Raw genomic sequence first — 19,716 nt, forward strand, 5'->3', positions numbered from 1 at the left:
ACCTATATTTTCATTTCTACAAAATTTGCATTATTTTCAAAAATTAAATTTAACTGTTTAATTAAATCTTCATCACCATTTAAGGTCGATTTGATTCTTAAATAGTTCATTAATACATTATCGGGATATAAACTTAATAACGCATCTGCCTGCTCTTTCATGCCTAAAGCAGTATAAATATGCCACTTAGCAAAACTCAAAACCGGCACACTCTTATACTTCACTTCCCATGCTTCAATGTGTTGCTGCAAGTCCACATAATCGGGTTGCTGTTTCAAAAGTTGCTGCTGGAACCACAAATAAAATACTTCCGAATTAAACTGCTGATTGAGTAAATAAATCGACAAGTATTCATGCTGTTCACTCATGTCTGGCATACGTGCTAATAACTTAAGCCACAGCAGTTGAACATCATAACTGCGGCTGAAAATCTGATCAGACAAATCCAAATAACGTTGTTTTAAATCCTCTAAATTTTCATAATTGGCTTGATCAAATTTTATCAACAAACGCTTCAGCCATGCTTTTTTCACATCTTGATCTAAATGACCATATTGGGTTGAGCGTAAATACAGCCACGGAAACTGAATCGCAAAACGCCCCCATAGCTCTTTTAAACACGCTTCATAAGCGGTTTGCACATCTTTAAGCCAAGGTGAAAGTTCATGTTGATTGAGAAACTCTAGATGGGTTAAAGCCTGTTCTGCATCTTCTTGTGCTAAAAACAGTTCAATACGCTGCAGTTCAGCCAACTCAAAAGCCATGGCATTGCTTTGGCTCAAGGCGCTTAAGGCTTCAGGGAACTGCTCCTGCATCAAATATAAACGTGCATCGATTATACTTTTGAGCAAGCCCGACTGCGCGAAGGCATTTTGAATAAAGGCTTGTTGATCTCGACCTGCATCCAACAGCCAAATCACAGCCAGTTGTTCATAAGGATGCAAACTTTTAAAATCAAAAACAGTTTCCGCTTTGCGTTTTTCTCGACTGAGATACCGTTTTAGCCCCAACCAAACCAAATGCAAGCTAAAACTAAGCAGTGCTAGAGCAATAAATACGATCCAGAGATTGGTTTGTAACTGCCAGTCATGCCAAAACACGTAGACATAACCCGCACCATGCCCATAACTCAAGACACTCAACACAGCAATTGCAATTAAACTCACCAAACCATAAGCAATCAGTATTTGTTTCATTCCATTACCCCAACAACGCACGCGTACTTAAAATAGGCGTTGGGACAACCACCAATGTTTTCAGCTTATTCAGCTGTTTCAGCAGCTCTTTGGCTTTAGGGTCTGGAAGTTGCTGGATCAACAGCATTACTTCGGTTAAGTCTTTTTGGTATTCGGTATATTGCCCTGCAGCTAAGGCTTGGCGTGCCAACAATAAGCGTAACTGGGCTTCTTTAAGCACGATTTGTCGTTGCATTAACGCTGTTGCAGGTGCTTGCGCAGGTTCGAGCCTCAACCATTGTTTCCAAAAGGATTCGGACGTATCGCGCGTGGTGTTTAACTGAGGTTGTTGTATTTCTCGACTTAAAGCCTGATCAATCTGTTGCAGCTGGCGGTTAATCAACGCTTGCTGCTCATTGCGCTCAGCCACAAACTTCTGAATGGTTTGCATATCTCGCGCTATGACCTGATGCAAACTTTGCTTCAACGCCACAGCCAAGTTATATTTTTCCAGCTGCATATCTAAAAAAGCCAACTTATCGGTGGCCACCACATACTGCTGTTGCTTTAAGGCAAACTCAACCAAGTCCAACTGTTGCTTAATAAACAAAATTGGATCAATACCCTCAACCACCAATTCGGCAGGTTGGCTACTCATCGTATTCACTGTTGCAGGGTTTTGTTTCAAAGTTTCTTTTTGACGCTGCATAGCCACGACTTGATCGTTCAAATTGGCGCTGCGCTGTTCGATTTGGTGCATTTCATTGAGCAAAGTAGCTTGCTGTGTACTCAGCCCCCACACGTCATAACTTAGCTTCGCAATCCACGCCAATGCAGCCATCAATACAATGATAAGAATCTTCTTCATGCGTTCCCTTGCTCACTTTGTAACAACTGTACAATCGTGGCTGTCTTTAAATCTTTCAGTACACTCATTTTAAACGGCACATGCATTTGCTGTTGATACTGTTTCAAGATCTGTGCCAAACGCTCACCCAACACCAAAAAGTGTCCTTGTTGCAGAAGCTGAATATTTGAGTCCAGCAGAGCTAACCAATTCAGCCAACTGGCCTCACTGCTGATCAGTGCGACGTAGTGATTATGTTCTGATAAACATTGAATTAGTTCAGCCTGTTGCTGCATCGTTTCATTTGGACAATGACGCTCATACAAAACAAAGTTCAGTATAAGACGCCCATGTTGCATTAAGGTGTCCATCATAAACTGACGCCCACCCTCTCCCCGCCAAAACGCAATGCTCGCATTGCTGGCCAAGTTCTGCAAAACAGGCAGTTGTAACATCCCTTCAGAGGTTTCCACCTCAGGCACCACACTATCCAAACCATATTCAGCCAAAGCCTGCGCTGTTTTTTGTCCAACCGCAATCCATTGAATATGCTGTAAATCGGACACCGTTAAACCACTTTGCAGCAAATGTGCCATACCAAACTGCACGGCACTGGGGCTGACCACCACAATCACTTGGGTGTGCTCTAACTGCTGATACAAGCGTGCCAGATCATGATCCCATGCTCTAGGCAACAACTCCAGTAACGGCAATGCATAGACTTCAACAGCCTGTTGCTCTAGTGCCATCGTGAGGCTTGCCGCGCGATCAATTGGGCGCGTATTAATAAACAGCATCGTTAAGAAATATTAGTGATAAAAGGCTTTGAGTAAGTCGCCTGCACCTTGAGCCAATAACTCTTGTGCAAGGACAACACCCAAATGCTTGGCTTCAGCCGCATCACCCGCCACTTGTGCTTTGAGGAGCGTTTGCCCATCGACACTCCCCACACGCCCTTCAAGCTGAATGCGGTTGTCTGCTAAAGTGGCATAGCCCGCAATGGGTACCTGACATCCCCCCTCAAGATAAGCATTGAAAGCACGTTCAGCGCGAACACAGGTATCGGTTTCTACATGTAATAAAGGATGAATCAAATCCAATACCGCTTGATCATTTGCACGGCACTCTAGCCCTAAAGCGCCCTGACCCACGGCAGGTAAACTCAACTCTGGGCGAATGGTATGACGGATACGTTCTGCCAAACCCAAGCGCTTTAATCCAGCACTGGCCAAAATAATGGCATCATACTGACCTTCATCCAATTTAGATAAACGCGTTCCCACGTTCCCTCGTAAGTCGATAATCTCTAGGTCAGGTCGTTGTTTTAAAATTTGGCATTTACGGCGTAAACTCGAAGTGCCGACCTTTGCTCCTTGTGGCAATGCATCAAAACTCGCATAACTATTCGACACAAAAGCATCTAAAGGATCTTCACGCTCACAAATGACGGCCAGCGACAAACCTTCAGGCAAAGCCATCGGAACATCTTTCATCGAATGCACCGCCAAATCAGCACGACCATCCAATAACGCTGCTTCAAGCTCTTTGACAAATAAACCTTTGCCACCAATTTTTGCCAATGGTGTATCTAAAATTTTGTCCCCTTGGGTAACAAAAGTCACCAACTCTACTGTGAGCCCCGCATGCAATGCTTCTAAACGAGCACGAATATGTTCAGCCTGCCAAAGGGCAAGTGGGCTTTGTCGAGTAGCGATCTTTAGGGTTTTCATAAATTTTAGTATGTGCCGATAAGAATGAAACTATCTTAAACTGAATTTCCCCCATTGGAAATGTATTCAGCCCAAAGCACCCCGTCTCATCAGCAGCAGAGCCATTAAATTGGCATGCTAAAGCTTATGTAAGCGCTCGCGCAAGCCCGGTAAATGCCGTCGACTCACCGCTAGACGCTCATCTAACTCACGGCAACGCACTTGATACTGCCCAGAGTTGACCACTTCAAGCCCTTCTAAAAAGTGAACTGAAACCAAGGCATTACGGTGGATACGAATAAAGGCATCCCCAAACTCATACTCTAAGTCTTTTAAGGTTTCATCAATTAAGACACTGCCGTTTTTGTGGCGTACCGTGACATATTTTTGATCCGCCAAAAAATAGTAAATATTTTCAATGGGAACCAATTCCACACCACGATAGGTTTTCGCTGCGATTTGATGTCGCTTTATGTTAAATTCATCCATATTTTCTTTTTGTTTTATCTCGCTCATTTGAGCTTGGGTTAATTTAGTGAGGTGACCAAGCACCTGTTGCAATTCCTGTTGCATCACTGGTTTTAATAAATAACCTTCAGCATGTGACTTAAATGCATCGAGCGCATGTTCATCATAAGCTGTACAAAACACCAAAGCAGGCATCGGTTCAAGTTGGCGCAAATAATGCGCACAGGTCAAACCATCCATTTCTGGCATTTGAATATCTAAAAGTACCACATCTGGTTCATATTGTTGAGTTAATTCAATTGCTTGTTGACCATGTGAGGCTGTTGCCACCACTTGATGTCCGAGCTGACTCACCAATCTAGACAAACGTTCGATTGCTAAAGGCTCATCATCACAAATTAGGATGTCCATTTATCTCCTCCCCAACAGTCACCTTGTTTATTTTTATAGGTTCACTGCGGCTTATTTATATTGATACTGCACAACAGTGGTATACATTCCCTCCCCTGCATAGGTTTGAAAGCTCACAGTTCGCCCAAAATATGCCTCTAGACGCTGCTTCACATTTTCAATGGCAATACCATGTCCTTGTCGTTTATGAATTGTTTCCTTTGTAAATGGGTTAGTTATGACGATATTAACTTGATTTTGCAATATTTCAATCAGTACACTTATCGTACTCTTAGTTAAAAATTTTTCAACACCATGAAAAATACTATTTTCAAGTAAAGGTTGTAAAGTTAATAGTGGAATTTGTACCTGCTGACATAATTCGGCATGCTCGATTTTCCATTCAACCTGTAAACGATCCCCCAAACGAATTTGCTCAATCGCCAAATAACGCTGACACAACTCAATTTCATCACTGAGCTTGACCAGTTTTAACTCTTGGAAACTGGCTCTAAACAGACGCGATAGATTGAGCAACATCTGTTCGGCTTTATCTGGGTCAATCGCGATCAAGCTAATCACATTGTTTAAACTATTAAACAAAAAATGCGGGTGGATACGGGCTTGCATGGCCTGCACCCGTGCATTCAGCTCACTGTTTTGCTGCCTAAACCATTGCTCTCTTAGGTACAAATAACGAAAACAAAAGCTGCCTAACAGCAAGCCATAGCCCAAATGCAAAGCCACATCATTCCATAAGATGGCTGAAGTCAAACCATTGAAACTAAAATTAGCTCCAAAGAAGATCAGTATATTAAGGCTGAGCGTGGTCACCAACACAATGATCTGCAATAGAAAAAAGCCTGACAATAAAGTCATACCGAGACTCAAATCTTGCAACTTTTTTTGTCCATATTGCATCAGCGCAGCAAAAGACAACAAAACCCAATTGATGTAAAGCATATAACCGAGTACATGCTCAAACACCAAGTTTGACCAAGACTGCGCCTCGGCCAAAGCCAACAGCATGGCCAACAAATTTCCACCTACAAATAATTCCAACAAATGCGGCCATTGCACGATTTTACTAAATAAATAAGAGATATTTGGCTTAGCCATGCTGGAAGTTAAACTTTGCGCATCTTGAACTTCGGCAAGTTGTCTTGAATTTGTTATACTCATGCGAGTTCTACCGCTTTTTATCTTATTGAGCCGACATGACCACATCTTCTAATTCCTCAAATCCGTCACAAGCCCAAACTTCGGGTATGTGGGGCGGTCGTTTCTCTGAAGCTACTGATGCCTTTGTTGCTGAATTTACAGCATCTGTACAATTTGACCAACGCTTTTATAAACAAGATATTGCAGGTTCTATTGCTCATGCGACCATGCTTGCAAAAGTTGGCGTTCTGACTGAACAAGAACGCGATGACATCATCAATGGCTTAAACACCATTCAAGCTGAAATCGAAGCGGGTCAGTTCCAATGGCGTATTGACCTAGAAGATGTGCACATGAACATTGAGTCGCGTTTAACTCAACGGATTGGCATCACAGGTAAAAAGCTCCATACCGGTCGTAGCCGTAATGACCAAGTGGCAACCGATATTCGCCTCTATGTCCGCGATGAGATCGATGCCATTTTAGAATTACTAAAAAAATTACAAAAAGGTATTTTGAGTATTGCTGCGCAAAACACACATACCATTATGCCGGGCTTCACCCACTTACAAACGGCACAGCCCGTGACTTTTGGTCACCATCTGTTGGCATGGTTTGAAATGTTAGTACGTGACTCTGAGCGTCTCATTGACTGTCGTAAACGTACTAACCGTATGCCTTTAGGTTCAGCAGCACTTGCGGGTACCACTTACCCAATCGACCGCACATTTACAGCAGAGTTACTGGGTTTTGAAGCGGTTTCTGAAAACTCACTCGATGCAGTATCTGATCGCGACTTCGGTATTGAATTCAATGCTGCGGCTTCTCTGATCATGATGCACTTATCACGTATGTCAGAAGAACTGATTCTTTGGACGTCTGCACAGTTTAAGTTTGTAAACATTCCAGACCGTTTCTGTACTGGCTCTTCAATCATGCCACAAAAGAAAAATCCAGATGTGCCTGAGTTAGTGCGTGGTAAAACAGGCCGTGTCTATGGCGACTTGATGAGTTTGTTAACACTGATGAAAGGTCAACCGTTGGCGTATAACAAAGACAACCAAGAAGACAAAGAACCGTTGTTTGATGCGATTGATACCGTGCGTGGCTCGCTCATGGCTTTTGCAGACATGATTCCTGCTTTGGTGCCAAACATCGACATCATGCGTGAAGCAGCGCTGCGTGGTTTCTCAACCGCAACTGACTTGGCTGATTACCTTGTGAAAAATGGCGTGGCTTTCCGTGATGCACATGAAATTGTGGGTAAAGCTGTTGCTTTAGGTGTTCAAGAGTCAAAAGATCTTTCTGAATTAACTTTAGAACAACTTCAACAGTTCTCTGACTTAATTCAAGCGGATGTATTTGAAAAAGCACTAACCCTTGAAGCGTCAGTCAATGCACGTAACCACATTGGTGGAACTGCACCTGCGCAAGTCGAAGCTGCCATTGAACGTGCCCATGCGCGTTTAGAAAAACTTTATGCTCAATAAGGACGTCTAGATATGACTCGACAAGTTTTTTGCCGTAAATATCAAACAGAAATGGAAGGTTTAGACTTTGCACCGTTTCCTGGTGCAAAAGGCCAAGAACTTTTTGAAAACATCTCCAAGCAAGCTTGGGGAGAATGGTTAAAGCACCAAACCACTTTAATCAATGAAAAACGCTTAAATGTGTTTGAACCTGATGCGAAAAAGTTTCTTGAAGAACAACGTGAGAAGTTCTTTAACAATGATGAAAGCTTAGAAAAAGCAGAAGGCTTAAAGCCTGAGGCGTGATAAAGCGTTGCACATTTGAAAAGCTCCGACATCGGGGCTTTTCTTTTTATTCATACAATGTTCTATCCAAGCACAGGGATGACCAAACCCCAAATAGATGACATATTAATGACTCAATCAGACTATAGAACAGCTATTTGTATCTAAATAATTAAGTGTAAACATAGCGCTACACAACCATTGCAAAACTCAACATTACACTACAAGAACCTACATGACGCAGAAAAACATCTTTCCTATAATGGCATTCAAGGATAGAGGGAAACCTCTTATCGATAACGATAAATATCCCCGATTTTAGTCTCAGATTTCCCCCAAAGTCTGAGATTTTTTTTATCCGAAAATTAAGCAACCATTAAAAAGCACAACCGAAGTTGTGCTTGAAAAATAAGTTTCGCTTTTTTTATTTTTGGATATGTTTTTCAACTTCTTCAAAACTGGTATGACGTACATCCAAACCTTTCACCATGTAAATCACTTGTTCAGAGATATTACGCGCATGATCGCCAATCCGTTCTAATGAACGCAATACCCACATCACATTAATCACACGGGCAATATGACGCGGGTCTTCAATCATATAAGTCATCAAAGTACGCGTTGCAGATTGATATTCACGGTCAATATCAGCATCGGCCATCATCACACGTAGCGCTTGTTCTGCATCTAAGCGTGCAAAAGCGTCTAGGGCATCATGAATCATGACACGGACTTGGTTACCAATATGACGCGTTTCCATATAACCGCGAGGGGATTCGCCATCTTCACATAAGCTTTGCGCAATACGAGCAATTTTCGCCGCTTCATCACCAATACGCTCTAGGTCGGTATTGGCTTTCGACATCGCAATTACCATACGCAAATCAATCGCAGCAGGATGACGACGCGCCAAAATCAAGGTCAAGGCCTCATCAATTTCACGTTCGAGCTGATTCACCGCATTGTCTTTAAACTGGACATCGACCGCTAAGTTGGCATCAGTGTCGAGTAGCGCATGAATTGCATTTGCCACTTGTTGCTCTACCAAACCACCCATGGTCATAAATTTGGTGTTCACATCCTGCAAATCTTCGTTGAATTGCGAAGAAATGTGATGGTTTAAAACAGGACTATTTGGCAAAGGACGTACTCCACAGCAACATCATGAGGGACTAAAGATTGAGCGATATTAAAGCATATCAATTATGAAGATTTGATGACAACGCCCATTTTATAAGCGTGCTTTGTCCACCAACCATGCATTCATTTCTTGAATATCTTGTTCAGTCAACTTACCCACAGATGCCTTTAAATGCAAGACATTGATCAGGTAGTCATACTTGGCATTGACATAGTCTTGCTTGGCCGAAAAGGCATTGCGCTGTGCCAGTAAAACATCGACCATGGTTTTTAAGCCTTCTTGATACTGCGCTTGTGAGGCACGAGAGACGAGGCTGGATGATTCCATAGCAGCTTTACGTGCTTGCAACTTGGCTTGGTCTGTTTCCACTTGCAAATAAGACTTTTTCACCTCGGTGTTGGCTTTACGGATGGCGGCATCCAGTTCAGCTTCAGATTTTTTGACGTTAACAACGGCTTTTTGAATCGACTTCTTGGTTCGTCCCCCCGTATAGACATTCCAATTCATCTCAATACCAATCTGATCAAAGTTGCCTTTGGCCGACATAATATTCTCAGGCGTCTGTTCACTATAACCATAGCTTCCCACAGCTTCAATTTGCGGATAAAAAGCAGCTTGTTCAACCCGTTTTTGATCTTCAGCATAGCGCTGTTGTAAGCGTGCCTGCTGAATGCCTAGGTTCTGTGCGAGAGCTAAATTGGTCCATGCTGAAAGCTCTGCTGGATAAGGTTTTTGAAACTGAAAGTCTTCACGCAGCACTGCCAAGTTTTCTTGATAAGGCCCGATAATTTGCGCCAGTTGTTCCTGCGCCAAGACCAGTTGTACATGCGTCGCAATGCGGTTAGCCTGTGCGCTTTGGTATTGTGCATTGGCCTCACTCACATCACTTTTTGCCACCAAACCCTCTCTGAGTTTGGCATTCATCATATTCAGTTGCTCAAGTAGAGCCTGTTCTTCTTGTAAATTGGCTGCGGTTAAACTTTGTTGGCGCAGTACATTAAAATAGGCTTCCGTCACGTCTAAAATGTGTTGCTGCCGCTGTAGCTGTAAATTGACTTCACTTAAACTGAGGGAGGTCTTGACTTGTTTCAATCTTTCCCACGCATCCCAACGAAAAAGGGGTTGGCGCGCCGTAATCGCCACTTGTTTGGTGGTGGTCGTATCGGGCATGGAAAGAACCGAACTCACCTGCCCAATGGGTTGATTTTTTCGAGTCACATTACCAGACAGACTAATGGTAGGTAGTAAGTTACCTTGAGCAATGCCTAAATTGAGTTGATCTGCTTCATATTGGAGTAAATTGGCTTGCCAGTTGGGATCATTGACTTTGGCGCGTTGTAACGCGTCGACCAAATCCAAGGCATGACTCCACGGCGCGAAAAACAACACACAGCTGGCCAGGACACATTTAATCTTCATTGTTTTTGGTCCACCTTTCCGCCTCACTGGCCTCGTTCTAAGCAACGCTATACTAAAACGAGTTGTCATTATTTTCGTATATTTTTTATTGCACTGGTTACAATAGCGCGCACTAATCTGTTCATTATGAAGTAAATATTGAATAGTGTCATAGCCCGTTCAATAAACTCATTCACAATACTACACATTAAAAATTCCATTCCCCCTATAAAATGAGCCACGGAGAAAAGGAGTTTCTCTACTGTGTTGTCGCTGAACTGAGTTTTTTGATCGAGTCGCTGTGAATCATTCTTCTTTATTTTCGCTTAAACCTTACGCACTGATTTTTATGTGTGCGCTGTTGGCTGCCTGTCAGAAACCTGAACCTGTCAGCTTTCAAGAGCCCGCACAAATAGAAGCATCTTCGACTCAAACCTTGGACTTAACCGACTTGTGCCAAAAAATTGACAAAAACATGTCGGAAATAGATGCACAACGTACGACTTTTGCTCTAGAGCAAATCAATCAAGATCTTAAGCTGTGTTTACCTTTACTCGGCTTTCAACAACAAAAGCATTTATTGGGTTTATCCAATAAAATGTACCGTGACTTTTTATCGGTTGAACGTACACCACAACAGCAGCGCGCTTTTGAAAGCTATGCTCTAGAAATGGCTCAGCATCCGACCATTCAACAAAGTCTTTTTGAGCAACTCACCATTCGCGACCAATACCTCATCAAACACCAAGGGCAGTCTTATGTCGAGCTGTTTGATGCAGGCGAAGGACAAGTGCATTACCGCCGTAGTCCTGAGTATTTAGCCAAAATTTTTGCGCCTTATCTCCCTGTCGCAGAGCAAGAGTTTATTGAACATCTGGCGACACAGAATCAATACCCTGCCGTGATTGGGAGTCAGGTCAAAATTGACGCCAAAGAAATTGCGGATCGTGCGCTGTATTGGGAAAGCTATTTACAGCAATATCCGAAAAGTAGCTACCACCAAGATGCACGTCATCTGTTGAATCTATACAGCACCCTCTTGTTTATCGGACTGGATACTCAACGCGTTTACGACGGCTATACCGTGCAAAGCAATTATTTGGAAGAAATTGAGCGCCTAGCCGCATTAAAAAATTCAATAGTGACGGATCAAGCAAGCTTATTTTTACAGTTTGTGGCGCTCAGTCCTGAACAAAGAGCGGCTCAAATCATATTGCCTGCTTCCGCTCATGTGCAGCGCCTCGGTGCAGATCAACTCTTGCAAAGACAATTGGCGCATTTTATTCAACTGCGTATGGTCCAACCCGATCAAGGCAAAGACTGCTTAAGCGATGCCATTTGCTTAGAACGCTGAACAAATCTCCTTTCACACTTTGAATAAAAAGGTCGCTGTTTTTAACAACAGTGCATGTTAAGATGATGCATCGCTTGACGGAGCGCGAGTAATTGCTCGCTGAGATCAGCTAAGACTTTTCAATAAAGTTTTGAAGCTGAGTACCGTTGAACCTGATCAGGTTAAGACCTGCGTAGGAATCAAGCCATCTAAAAACTGAACGCCTTTCCTTGAACTATTTCCAGTAGAAATACATCCGTTGCATTTGTATCACCAAATCAACAACACACAGAAATAGCTTCAATTGCCATCGTTTTTGGTCGTGCTTGATTCGTTGATGTCATTCATAAGGATCATTGCAATGAACCAGTTAACGAATCTTTCCGCTGAAATTTCAGCACAACATGAACAAGATGCCAAAGATCTCACCCGTATCTTGCCTGCCTCTAAAAAAGTTTATATCCAAGGTTCACACCCAGACATTCAAGTTCCCATGCGTGAGATTGAACTGACCGAAACCCCAACAGGCTTAGGCGGTGAATACAATCCACCAGTGATGGTGTATGACACCTCTGGTGTATATACCGATACCAATGTCAGTATTGATCTGAACAAAGGTCTACCGAATGTTCGCGAAAATTGGATTGAAGAGCGCAATGATACTGAAATGTTAGACAGCCTCAGTTCAAGCTTTGGTCAAGAGCGTTTACGGGATATACGTACCGCTGATATTCGTTTTGCTCACATCCAGAAACCACGTCGTGCCAAAGCAGGCCACAATGTCACGCAGATGCATTATGCCAAACAAGGCATTATTACCCCTGAGATGGAATACATCGCTATTCGTGAAAATCAGCGTCAACGTGAAGGGGTCGATGCACGTCAACACGCGGGGCAAAACTTTGGTGCGCATAACTTGATGGAAATCACGCCTGAATTTGTGCGCAAAGAAGTGGCTGAAGGGCGTGCGATTATCCCTGCCAATATTAACCATCCTGAAATTGAACCGATGATCATTGGCCGAAACTTCTTGGTGAAAATCAATGCCAATATTGGTAACTCGGCTCTCGGCTCTTCAATCGATGAAGAAGTCGCAAAAATGACATGGGCAACCCGTTGGGGTGCAGACACCATCATGGACCTCTCCACAGGGAAGAACATCCATGAAACCCGAGAATGGATTATCCGTAACTCACCTGTTCCGATTGGTACTGTACCGATCTATCAAGCTTTAGAAAAAGTTGATGGGGTAGCGGAAGACCTGACGTGGGAAATCTTCAAAGACACGCTGATCGAGCAAGCTGAACAAGGCGTAGATTACTTCACCATCCATGCAGGCGTCTTATTACGTTATGTTCCAATGACGGCGAATCGCCTCACTGGTATCGTGTCTCGTGGCGGTTCGATCATGGCACAGTGGTGTTTGGCCCATCATCAAGAAAACTTCCTCTATACGCATTTTGATGAAATCTGCGAAATCATGAAAGCCTATGATGTGTCATTCAGCTTAGGTGATGGCCTGCGTCCGGGGTGTATCCAAGATGCCAATGACGAAGCACAGTTCTCTGAATTACGCACTTTAGGCGAGCTGACCCATCGCGCATGGAAACATGATGTGCAGGTGATGATTGAAGGTCCGGGGCATGTGCCTATGCATATGATCAAAGAAAATATGGATCTACAACTTGAAGTCTGCCAAGAAGCGCCCTTCTACACTTTAGGGCCATTGACCACCGATATTGCACCAGGTTATGACCATATTACTTCTGCGATTGGTGCGGCGATGATTGGTTGGTATGGAACTGCTATGCTCTGTTATGTCACCCCTAAAGAACACTTGGGCCTGCCGAACAAGAAAGACGTCAAAGATGGCATCATCACCTATAAAATTGCAGCACATGCAGCAGATTTGGCCAAAGGTCATCCAGGTGCGCAAGTCCGTGACAATGCTTTATCTAAAGCACGTTTTGAATTCCGCTGGGAAGATCAGTTTAATCTCAGCCTTGATCCAGACACAGCGCGTAGCATGCATGATGAAACCATGCCGAAGGAAGCGCACAAATCCGCGCACTTCTGTTCGATGTGCGGTCCCAAGTTTTGCTCGATGAAAATCACCCAAAACGTGCGTGATTATGCACAAAATCAGCAAAACGCTACACTGAATAAAATTCAGCAAGAAGAGGTCGAAACTGGTCTCGATAGCATGAAAAAACAATTCCATGCAAGCGGACAAAACTTGTACCAAAAAGTGTAAGTTGATAAAAAACCTTTTGTAATCATGCGATTCTCAGTTAGGATGAAATGATAAATTTCATCCTGATTGCGCTTTATGAACATAATTAAGCAAGCTACATATCACAGTGAAGATGTCCAAATTGTAGACAGAGCCTTTGTTTTTCAGGGTTTTGTTCAAGTAGAAAAAGTAAATTTACGTCATCGCCTGTTTAATCAAACTGAGTACACCTCTGTGATTTCACGTGAGCTCATTCAGCGTCCTGAAGCTGCCGGTGTCTTGATTTATGATGATGCACAACAAAAATTTGCCTTGATTGAACAATTTCGTATTGGTGCTATGGATGATCAAGATTCAGCTTGGCAGCTGGAGATTATTGCGGGAGTACTCGATGGTGATGAATCACCTGAAAGCTGTATTCGCCGTGAAGCATTAGAAGAATCAGGCTGTCAGATTGAACACTTACAACATCTGTTTAGCTTTTATCCTTCAGCAGGTGCTTGTGCGGAACTGTTTCATCTGTATAGTGCTGCGGCCGATTTACCCGAACAAGGTGGTGTATTTGGTATGCCCGATGAAGGTGAAAATATTTTATTACACCTGATTGATTATGCGCAGATCGATACATTACTTTCCAATGGTCGGCTCAGAAATGCGCCTGTCATAATGGCCTTGCAATGGCTACAACAACAGATTAAAACGACAAGGAATGTCTAAGGGGTCAGGCATGACTTTAAATAATGAGAAAAATTGGACCATTATCCAAATTTCAGATACGCACTTGATGGATCAAGATCATCTGGAGTTTGTACGTATGAATCCAGAGCAAAGCTTTCATCATGTGATGCAACATATTGTTGAGCGTCACCCACAGCTGAATGCCATCGTCCATACAGGTGACTTGGCACAAGTACCTGTGCCTCGAACCTATCAACGCTATTTAGACTTTATGCAGAGTTTAAAGACGCCGTTTTATCAAGTTCCGGGCAATCATGACAATGCCGAGCACTTCCCTTTTCATCAGCAGCAAAACAAAGTTCATGTGATTCACTTTGGTCCTTGGAGCATGGTTTTACTCAATAGTGCCGTCAAAGGTAAAATCGATGGCTGGGTCGATGAAGCACAATTGAACCAACTGGAACAAATCCTACAAGAATTTTCCCAGCAACACATTGTAATTGCCTGTCATCATCATCCTTTTGAAATGCAGTCAAAATGGATTGATCAACATAAACTCAAGAACACCCAAGACCTCACTGCGGTTCTTGCCAAATACCACAATGTCAAAATTGTGCTGTCGGGACATGTCCATCAAGAATCATGGCGTGAATGGCATGGTATTCAGTTTTACTCGACGCCGTCTACCAGTGTCCAATTTAAGCCTTTAAGCGATCATTTCGCCTTAGATGAGCAAGCACCGGGTTATCGTATTTTACAATTAAACGCAGACGGCAGCCATGAAACCCACGTAGAACGTGTCTTACACGCACAGCAAAAAATAAATGTTGAAATTTCAGGTTATTAACTTTTCATTTTTATCGTTTTCAATTACCTTAGTTGCTCTTACGAAAAAGTGATCAATTTAATCCAAACATCAAAGACTATCAAAATACTTAAAAAGTCTATATGATGACGACCCCCGAGGGTTAATCTCCTCGAGGGTGGATAAAAACACTTGCATATCACCATATTTTTTGCGTATTAAAGATACGTATATGATGAGGATTGCCCTAAATGGCGAATGACAACCAAAATACTGTCTTAGACGAACAAACTGATGTTGTAGATGAAAAATCTACAAAACGTGTGCGCAAAACTAAGCCTAAAGCGACTGACGGTGGTTCTACTGCAAGCTTATTTGGTATTGAACCTTATCAGCCGAAAAAAAATGAAGAATACATGTCTGAAGGTCAGCTTGAGCACTTCCGCCAAATTTTGTTGGCATGGAAAGCAGAGTTGATGTCAGAAGTTGACCGCACACTCAACACCATGCAAGACGAAAACACCGCTTTGCCTGATGTGAATGACCGCGCGACACAAGAAGAAGAGTTTGCAATTGAATTACGTACACGTGACCGTGAACGTAAACTCATCCGCAAAATCGAGCAATCTATTGAAGCGATTAAAAACGATGACTATGGTTTCTGTGAAACCTGTGGTATCGAAATTGGTCTGCGCCGTTTAGAGGCTCGTCCAACAGCGACTTTATGTATTGACTGCAAAACACTGGCAGAAATCAAAGAGAAGCAAAATAACGGTTAATCATGTTATTCAATAATCCTCCCCCAACCCCTCCTTTACATAAGGAGGGGGACAACAGGATGGCTTATGTGGGTCGGTTTGCGCCATCGCCAACCGGCCCTTTGCATTTTGGTTCACTCATCACAGCCGTTGCCAGTTATTGCGAAGCAAAAGCACATCAAGGCACATGGTTGGTTCGTATCGAAGATACTGACATCCCGCGTATTTACCCTGGCAGTGAAAGCCATATCTTGCGTTGTATCGAGGCTTTCGGCTTTCAGCCCGATGCGGAGATCATTTTCCAAAAAGATCGTCTCGACCTCTATGAAGACGTGATTCAACAACTGCATCAACTCAAACTGGTCTATGCCTGTCAGTGCACCCGCAAAATGCTCGGTTCTAACCACATTTATGCAGGCACCTGCCGTGACCTTGCTCTGCCTTTTGAGCAACAAGCCATTCGCGTCAAAGTAGAAGATATCGAGATTTGTTTTGATGATGCTCTGCAAGGCAGACACTGCTCACAACTGGCACATGAGCTCGGTGACTTTGTACTGAAACGCCGCGATGGCATTATCAACTATCAATTAGCGGTCGTGGTGGATGACTACCTACAAGGCATCACCCATGTGGTTCGTGGTGCAGATCTATTGGATAATACCGAGCGCCAAATTTATTTAGGTCAGCTGCTAGATTACCCACGTCTTAGCTATATGCACCTGCCTTTGGCCATGAATGATCAAGGGCAAAAGTTGTCTAAACAAAACATGGCACAAGCACTGGATCTTAACCAAGCACCTGCACTACTCGCTCAAGCGATACATGCTCTAAATCAGCCAATTGTCGAGCTAGACACCCCTGAACGAATGTTGCAACAAGCCATCGCACAATGGGATGTTTCGCTGATTCCACACCGTACTACCCTGCATGGTATCTATTTATAGCAAAACCATTACAGCAGAAACTCTCAATGCTAGGTATAGCGCTCAACGTTTCAATTGAAGCAAATTCAAAAAATTAGATTATTACAGTCACATTCATCATGAAAGAATGATGGATAAATGTGCTGATGAGAAACACAATTTAGGAAGGGCTAAAACGCTATCCGCATAACGAAAAGTACGTTTCGTCTGCGGAAAGCGTGATGAAAGAAAAACCCGCTTAGAAGCTGGATTCTTCTTTGGTGGGATTGGCACTTTGTGTTGTTGCATCAATTTTCAAAATCAAACTGATCATCACTGCACACATAATCAGTGATGAACCTCCATAACTAATAAAAGGTAGCGTCAAACCTTTAGTTGGCAGCATCCCCATGTTCATACCTGCATTGACCAAAATTTGCAGTAAGAAAATAATTGATACCCCATAAGCCAAATAACCCGCACGCAGGTACTGATTTTTCAGCGCACGATGACCCACTTTGATACAGCACAGCAACAGGGTAAAGGACAGAATTAAGACCGTAGTGATGCCGAAAAAGCCAAACTCTTCACCTAAAATGGCTAGCATGAAGTCAGTATGGGCTTCAGGCAAGTAGGCCATTTTCTGTACACTGTGGCCAAGTCCTACACCAAACCATTCACCACGTCCAAAGGCCATCAAGGCATTGGAAAGCTGGTAACCAGTGCCTAGCGGATCTTCCCAAGGGTTTGAGAAAGACATTAGACGTTCAAAACGGTAAGGCTCAAACACAATCAAAAAGACAAATGCCGCAAAAATTGCACCAAAAGCCATACCAAACTGAATCAACGGCGCGCCGGCAAGGAAGAAAATCCCGAGCATCATCAAACTAATGACCACGGTTGCACCCAAGTCGGGCTCCGCAATAATCAAACCCACCGTCAATAGCATAATGATGCCGAGACGAATCAAGCCTTTGATGTTATTTCTTACTTCTTCGGCACGGCGTACCACATAGTCGGCTGTGAAAATCGCCATCATCACTTTGGCAACCTCAGAAGCCTGCAAGGTGAAGCCCGCAACACGAATCCAGCGGGTCGAACCATTGACCTCCGTACCGACGACCAACACAGCGGCCAGCAGTAAAATGGTCAAAATCCACAGCGGAAAGGTGTTATTGAACCAGACATTGAGCGGAACTCGGTATACCGCATAGGCCAAAACGCCAGCCACCGCAATTGAAATGCCGTGACGAAGGACATAGTGAAATGAATTCTCATGAAGGCGTTCAGCATAAGGCATAGACGCAGATGCGACCATGATCGAACCTAAACACAACAACGCAATAACGCAGAAGATCAACACATTACGTGGTGTCACTTCGCTGGGTACACGCGGCGCCCAACGGCTATAAAACTGGTTAATTTTATTGATCGTTGTCTGAGCAAACTCAGCCATCTCAATTTCCTTATTATTTTTAGTGGAGTTCTTGCACACAAGCGACAAACTGATGTCCGCGCTGTGGGTAACCACTGAACATATCAAAACTTGCACATGCAGGTGACAATAACACGACATCATGGGCTTGGGTATGGGCTTGGCAAAGTGCAACCGCCTGCTCTAGCGTGTCAGCATGCAGTAAGGTCGTTGTTCCTGCCACGGCTTTTTCAATCAACGCGGCATCTTCACCAATCAACACAGCCACCTTCACGTATTTGCTCAAAGCCTCACGTAAAGCGCTAAAATCTTGTCCTTTGCCTTGACCACCTAAAATGATCGCGACTTTGCCACCTTTGGCTTCAATCGCAGCACCTAGACCATCAATTGCAGCCAGTGTTGCGCCTACATTGGTGCCCTTAGAGTCATTATAGTAACGAACACCCTCAACTTCTTTCACAAACTCACAGCGATGCTCTAAGCCTTTAAAGCTTTTCAGCGTTTCCAACATCGACTCAAGTGGAAGATTGATTGCCTCACCCAAAGCCAAACAGGCCAAAGCATTGGCCACATTGTGTGTGCCTTGAATATACATCTCTGCACTATTCAATAAACGTGTGCGGCCACGGGCCAACCAGATCGTACCATCGTCATCTCTTAATACACCGTACTGATTCATATCAGGTGCATTTAAACCAAAGCTTTGCATTGGCGTAGCATCAGGGACTAAAGGACGAGTCAGTGAGTCATCACGGTTATGAACGACTTTTTTCACGCCTTGGAAAATGCGATGCTTCGCGGTGTGATAGCCCATCATATCGCCATGACGGTCAAGATGGTCTTCACTCATATTCAGTACCACCGCAACTTCAGCTTGTAAATTTGAAGTGGTTTCTAACTGAAAGCTAGATAGTTCTAAAATGTATAAATCTGGCTCATCTTTAGTTAAATCCAACGCTGGGCGACCAAGGTTACCGCCTACCGCGACTTTCACGCCTGCATGTTCAGCCATAAGACCAATCAAGGTCGTCACGGTACTTTTTGCATTCGACCCAGTAATGGCCATGATCGGCTTGTCGGTTGCACGGCGTAGGATTTGAATTTCACTCACCACGGGGATGCCTTTGGCAATCGCAGCTTGAATTTCAGGTAGTTTCGGATCGAGCCCAGGGCTAATAACGATTTCTTCAGCAGACAACAACAGTTCTGCGTCAAACTGACCAAAACTGGTTTGTACCTCTGCTGGAATTTGGTCATGACCGGGCGGGGTTGATCGAGAGTCCGTTACTGCAACGCGGTAGCCTTGGTTATGTAAAAAATTGACCGCTGCAACACCAGAAATGCCGAGCCCTGCAACGACCTTAAGTCCACCACGTTGTATTAACATTTTCGCCCCATGCTTGGTCTGAGATTTATCTGCGGAAATGTTAGCACTTTGCTGTTTTGAATGCTTTTTCTGTTTTGACTTTCCTGCACTTTTTTTGTGTCAGTGCGTAAAAAAGCCGTCCCTGTCGGACGGCTTTTTTATT

Annotated in this window: 18 protein-coding genes and 1 riboswitch; of the genes, 8 read left to right on the forward strand and 10 right to left on the reverse strand. The window is 43.6% G+C overall.

What is annotated here, in order from left to right; all coding sequences use genetic code 11:
* Positions 1–2: 2 nt before the first annotated feature.
* From AC4CUZ_RS01905 to AC4CUZ_RS01930, 6 genes are all read right to left on the reverse strand, one after another.
* Positions 3–1,196, reverse strand: coding sequence for a heme biosynthesis protein HemY (locus tag AC4CUZ_RS01905; RefSeq protein WP_419380938.1), 1,194 nt, complete (start codon positions 1,194–1,196; stop codon positions 3–5).
* A gap of 4 nt (positions 1,197–1,200) precedes the next feature.
* Positions 1,201–2,043 carry a hypothetical protein gene (locus AC4CUZ_RS01910; protein ID WP_087014448.1) on the reverse strand — a complete coding sequence of 281 codons (843 nt, stop codon included), beginning with the start codon at positions 2,041–2,043 and terminating at the stop codon, positions 1,201–1,203.
* Positions 2,040–2,819 (reverse strand): uroporphyrinogen-III synthase, encoded by a 780-nt coding sequence (locus AC4CUZ_RS01915; RefSeq protein ID WP_419380939.1) that lies wholly within the window; start codon positions 2,817–2,819, stop codon positions 2,040–2,042. The genes AC4CUZ_RS01910 and AC4CUZ_RS01915 overlap by 4 nt, the downstream gene beginning before the upstream one ends.
* A gap of 12 nt (positions 2,820–2,831) precedes the next feature.
* Positions 2,832–3,752: a hydroxymethylbilane synthase gene (gene hemC / locus AC4CUZ_RS01920; RefSeq protein ID WP_490747161.1), complete on the reverse strand. Its 921-nt coding sequence runs from the start codon at positions 3,750–3,752 to the stop codon at positions 2,832–2,834.
* Positions 3,753–3,869: 117 nt separating this feature from the next.
* Positions 3,870–4,610, reverse strand: a complete 741-nt coding sequence (locus tag AC4CUZ_RS01925) for a LytR/AlgR family response regulator transcription factor (RefSeq protein WP_078425925.1) — start codon at positions 4,608–4,610, stop codon at positions 3,870–3,872.
* 51 nt (positions 4,611–4,661) lie between these two features.
* A complete protein-coding gene (locus tag AC4CUZ_RS01930) occupies positions 4,662–5,816 on the reverse strand; it encodes a sensor histidine kinase (RefSeq protein WP_279691117.1) in 1,155 nt (384 codons plus the stop codon).
* Here AC4CUZ_RS01930 and argH point away from each other — a divergent pair.
* Together argH and AC4CUZ_RS01940 are read left to right on the forward strand one after the other, a co-directional pair.
* Entirely contained in the window at positions 5,807–7,240 is a 1,434-nt protein-coding gene (argH, locus tag AC4CUZ_RS01935) for an argininosuccinate lyase (protein ID WP_348958306.1), read from the forward strand. The two genes, AC4CUZ_RS01930 and argH, sit on opposite strands and share 10 nt — an antisense overlap.
* Positions 7,241–7,252: 12 nt before the next feature.
* Positions 7,253–7,525, forward strand: a complete 273-nt coding sequence (locus AC4CUZ_RS01940) for an oxidative damage protection protein (RefSeq protein ID WP_004692798.1) — start codon at positions 7,253–7,255, stop codon at positions 7,523–7,525.
* 403 nt (positions 7,526–7,928) lie between these two features.
* On the opposite strand, the gene phoU is transcribed toward AC4CUZ_RS01940, so the two are convergent.
* Together phoU and abuO are read right to left on the reverse strand one after the other, a co-directional pair.
* The gene (gene phoU, locus AC4CUZ_RS01945; RefSeq protein ID WP_004692799.1) at positions 7,929–8,645 is read right to left on the reverse strand and encodes a phosphate signaling complex protein PhoU; all 717 of its coding nucleotides are present in this window, start codon (positions 8,643–8,645) and stop codon (positions 7,929–7,931) included.
* Positions 8,646–8,735: 90 nt separating this feature from the next.
* The gene (gene abuO, locus AC4CUZ_RS01950; protein ID WP_178928103.1) at positions 8,736–10,064 is read right to left on the reverse strand and encodes a multidrug efflux outer membrane protein AbuO; all 1,329 of its coding nucleotides are present in this window, start codon (positions 10,062–10,064) and stop codon (positions 8,736–8,738) included.
* Between the two features lie 280 nt (positions 10,065–10,344).
* On the opposite strand from abuO, the gene AC4CUZ_RS01955 reads away from it, so the two are divergent.
* The 6 genes from AC4CUZ_RS01955 (at position 10,345) to gluQRS (ending at position 16,794) form a co-directional block, all read left to right on the forward strand.
* Entirely contained in the window at positions 10,345–11,397 is a 1,053-nt protein-coding gene (locus tag AC4CUZ_RS01955; RefSeq protein WP_178928104.1) for a hypothetical protein, read from the forward strand.
* A 68-nt stretch (positions 11,398–11,465) separates the two neighbouring features.
* Positions 11,466–11,593: riboswitch (TPP riboswitch) on the forward strand.
* Between the two features lie 144 nt (positions 11,594–11,737).
* Entirely contained in the window at positions 11,738–13,630 is a 1,893-nt protein-coding gene (gene thiC / locus AC4CUZ_RS01960) for a phosphomethylpyrimidine synthase ThiC (protein WP_490747162.1), read from the forward strand.
* A 75-nt stretch (positions 13,631–13,705) separates the two neighbouring features.
* Positions 13,706–14,326, forward strand: coding sequence for an NUDIX domain-containing protein (locus AC4CUZ_RS01965; RefSeq protein ID WP_125273412.1), 621 nt, complete (start codon positions 13,706–13,708; stop codon positions 14,324–14,326).
* 10 nt (positions 14,327–14,336) lie between these two features.
* Positions 14,337–15,134, forward strand: coding sequence for a 3',5'-cyclic-AMP phosphodiesterase (gene cpdA, locus AC4CUZ_RS01970; RefSeq protein ID WP_078390097.1), 798 nt, complete (start codon positions 14,337–14,339; stop codon positions 15,132–15,134).
* A 209-nt stretch (positions 15,135–15,343) separates the two neighbouring features.
* Positions 15,344–15,871: an RNA polymerase-binding protein DksA gene (gene dksA / locus AC4CUZ_RS01975; protein WP_004692816.1), complete on the forward strand. Its 528-nt coding sequence runs from the start codon at positions 15,344–15,346 to the stop codon at positions 15,869–15,871.
* A 2-nt stretch (positions 15,872–15,873) separates the two neighbouring features.
* Positions 15,874–16,794, forward strand: coding sequence for a tRNA glutamyl-Q(34) synthetase GluQRS (gene gluQRS / locus AC4CUZ_RS01980; protein WP_490747163.1), 921 nt, complete (start codon positions 15,874–15,876; stop codon positions 16,792–16,794).
* Between the two features lie 217 nt (positions 16,795–17,011).
* Here gluQRS and ftsW read toward each other — a convergent pair whose 3' ends face one another.
* Together ftsW and murD are read right to left on the reverse strand one after the other, a co-directional pair.
* Positions 17,012–18,208, reverse strand: a complete 1,197-nt coding sequence (gene ftsW / locus AC4CUZ_RS01985) for a putative lipid II flippase FtsW (RefSeq protein ID WP_178928107.1) — start codon at positions 18,206–18,208, stop codon at positions 17,012–17,014.
* Positions 18,209–18,227: 19 nt separating this feature from the next.
* Complete coding sequence (gene murD / locus AC4CUZ_RS01990; protein WP_178928108.1) at positions 18,228–19,574, reverse strand: UDP-N-acetylmuramoyl-L-alanine--D-glutamate ligase; 1,347 nt, start codon at positions 19,572–19,574, stop codon at positions 18,228–18,230.
* Positions 19,575–19,716 lie beyond the last annotated feature (142 nt).

Source organism: Acinetobacter sp. 789_lipA, from assembly GCF_058242845.1.

Coding starts and splice junctions, on each gene's coding strand:
- AC4CUZ_RS01905 (WP_419380938.1), bottom strand. CDS start 1,196: ATGAAACAAATACTGATTGCTTATGGTTTGGTGAGTTTAATTGCAATT.
- AC4CUZ_RS01910 (WP_087014448.1), bottom strand. CDS start 2,043: ATGAAGAAGATTCTTATCATTGTATTGATGGCTGCATTGGCGTGGATT.
- AC4CUZ_RS01915 (WP_419380939.1), bottom strand. CDS start 2,819: ATGCTGTTTATTAATACGCGCCCAATTGATCGCGCGGCAAGCCTCACG.
- hemC (WP_490747161.1), bottom strand. CDS start 3,752: ATGAAAACCCTAAAGATCGCTACTCGACAAAGCCCACTTGCCCTTTGG.
- AC4CUZ_RS01925 (WP_078425925.1), bottom strand. CDS start 4,610: ATGGACATCCTAATTTGTGATGATGAGCCTTTAGCAATCGAACGTTTG.
- argH (WP_348958306.1), top strand. CDS start 5,807: ATGACCACATCTTCTAATTCCTCAAATCCGTCACAAGCCCAAACTTCG.
- AC4CUZ_RS01930 (WP_279691117.1), bottom strand. CDS start 5,816: ATGTGGTCATGTCGGCTCAATAAGATAAAAAGCGGTAGAACTCGCATG.
- AC4CUZ_RS01940 (WP_004692798.1), top strand. CDS start 7,253: ATGACTCGACAAGTTTTTTGCCGTAAATATCAAACAGAAATGGAAGGT.
- abuO (WP_178928103.1), bottom strand. CDS start 10,064: ATGAAGATTAAATGTGTCCTGGCCAGCTGTGTGTTGTTTTTCGCGCCG.
- thiC (WP_490747162.1), top strand. CDS start 11,738: ATGAACCAGTTAACGAATCTTTCCGCTGAAATTTCAGCACAACATGAA.
- AC4CUZ_RS01965 (WP_125273412.1), top strand. CDS start 13,706: ATGAACATAATTAAGCAAGCTACATATCACAGTGAAGATGTCCAAATT.
- cpdA (WP_078390097.1), top strand. CDS start 14,337: ATGACTTTAAATAATGAGAAAAATTGGACCATTATCCAAATTTCAGAT.
- dksA (WP_004692816.1), top strand. CDS start 15,344: ATGGCGAATGACAACCAAAATACTGTCTTAGACGAACAAACTGATGTT.
- gluQRS (WP_490747163.1), top strand. CDS start 15,874: ATGTTATTCAATAATCCTCCCCCAACCCCTCCTTTACATAAGGAGGGG.
- ftsW (WP_178928107.1), bottom strand. CDS start 18,208: ATGGCTGAGTTTGCTCAGACAACGATCAATAAAATTAACCAGTTTTAT.
- murD (WP_178928108.1), bottom strand. CDS start 19,574: ATGTTAATACAACGTGGTGGACTTAAGGTCGTTGCAGGGCTCGGCATT.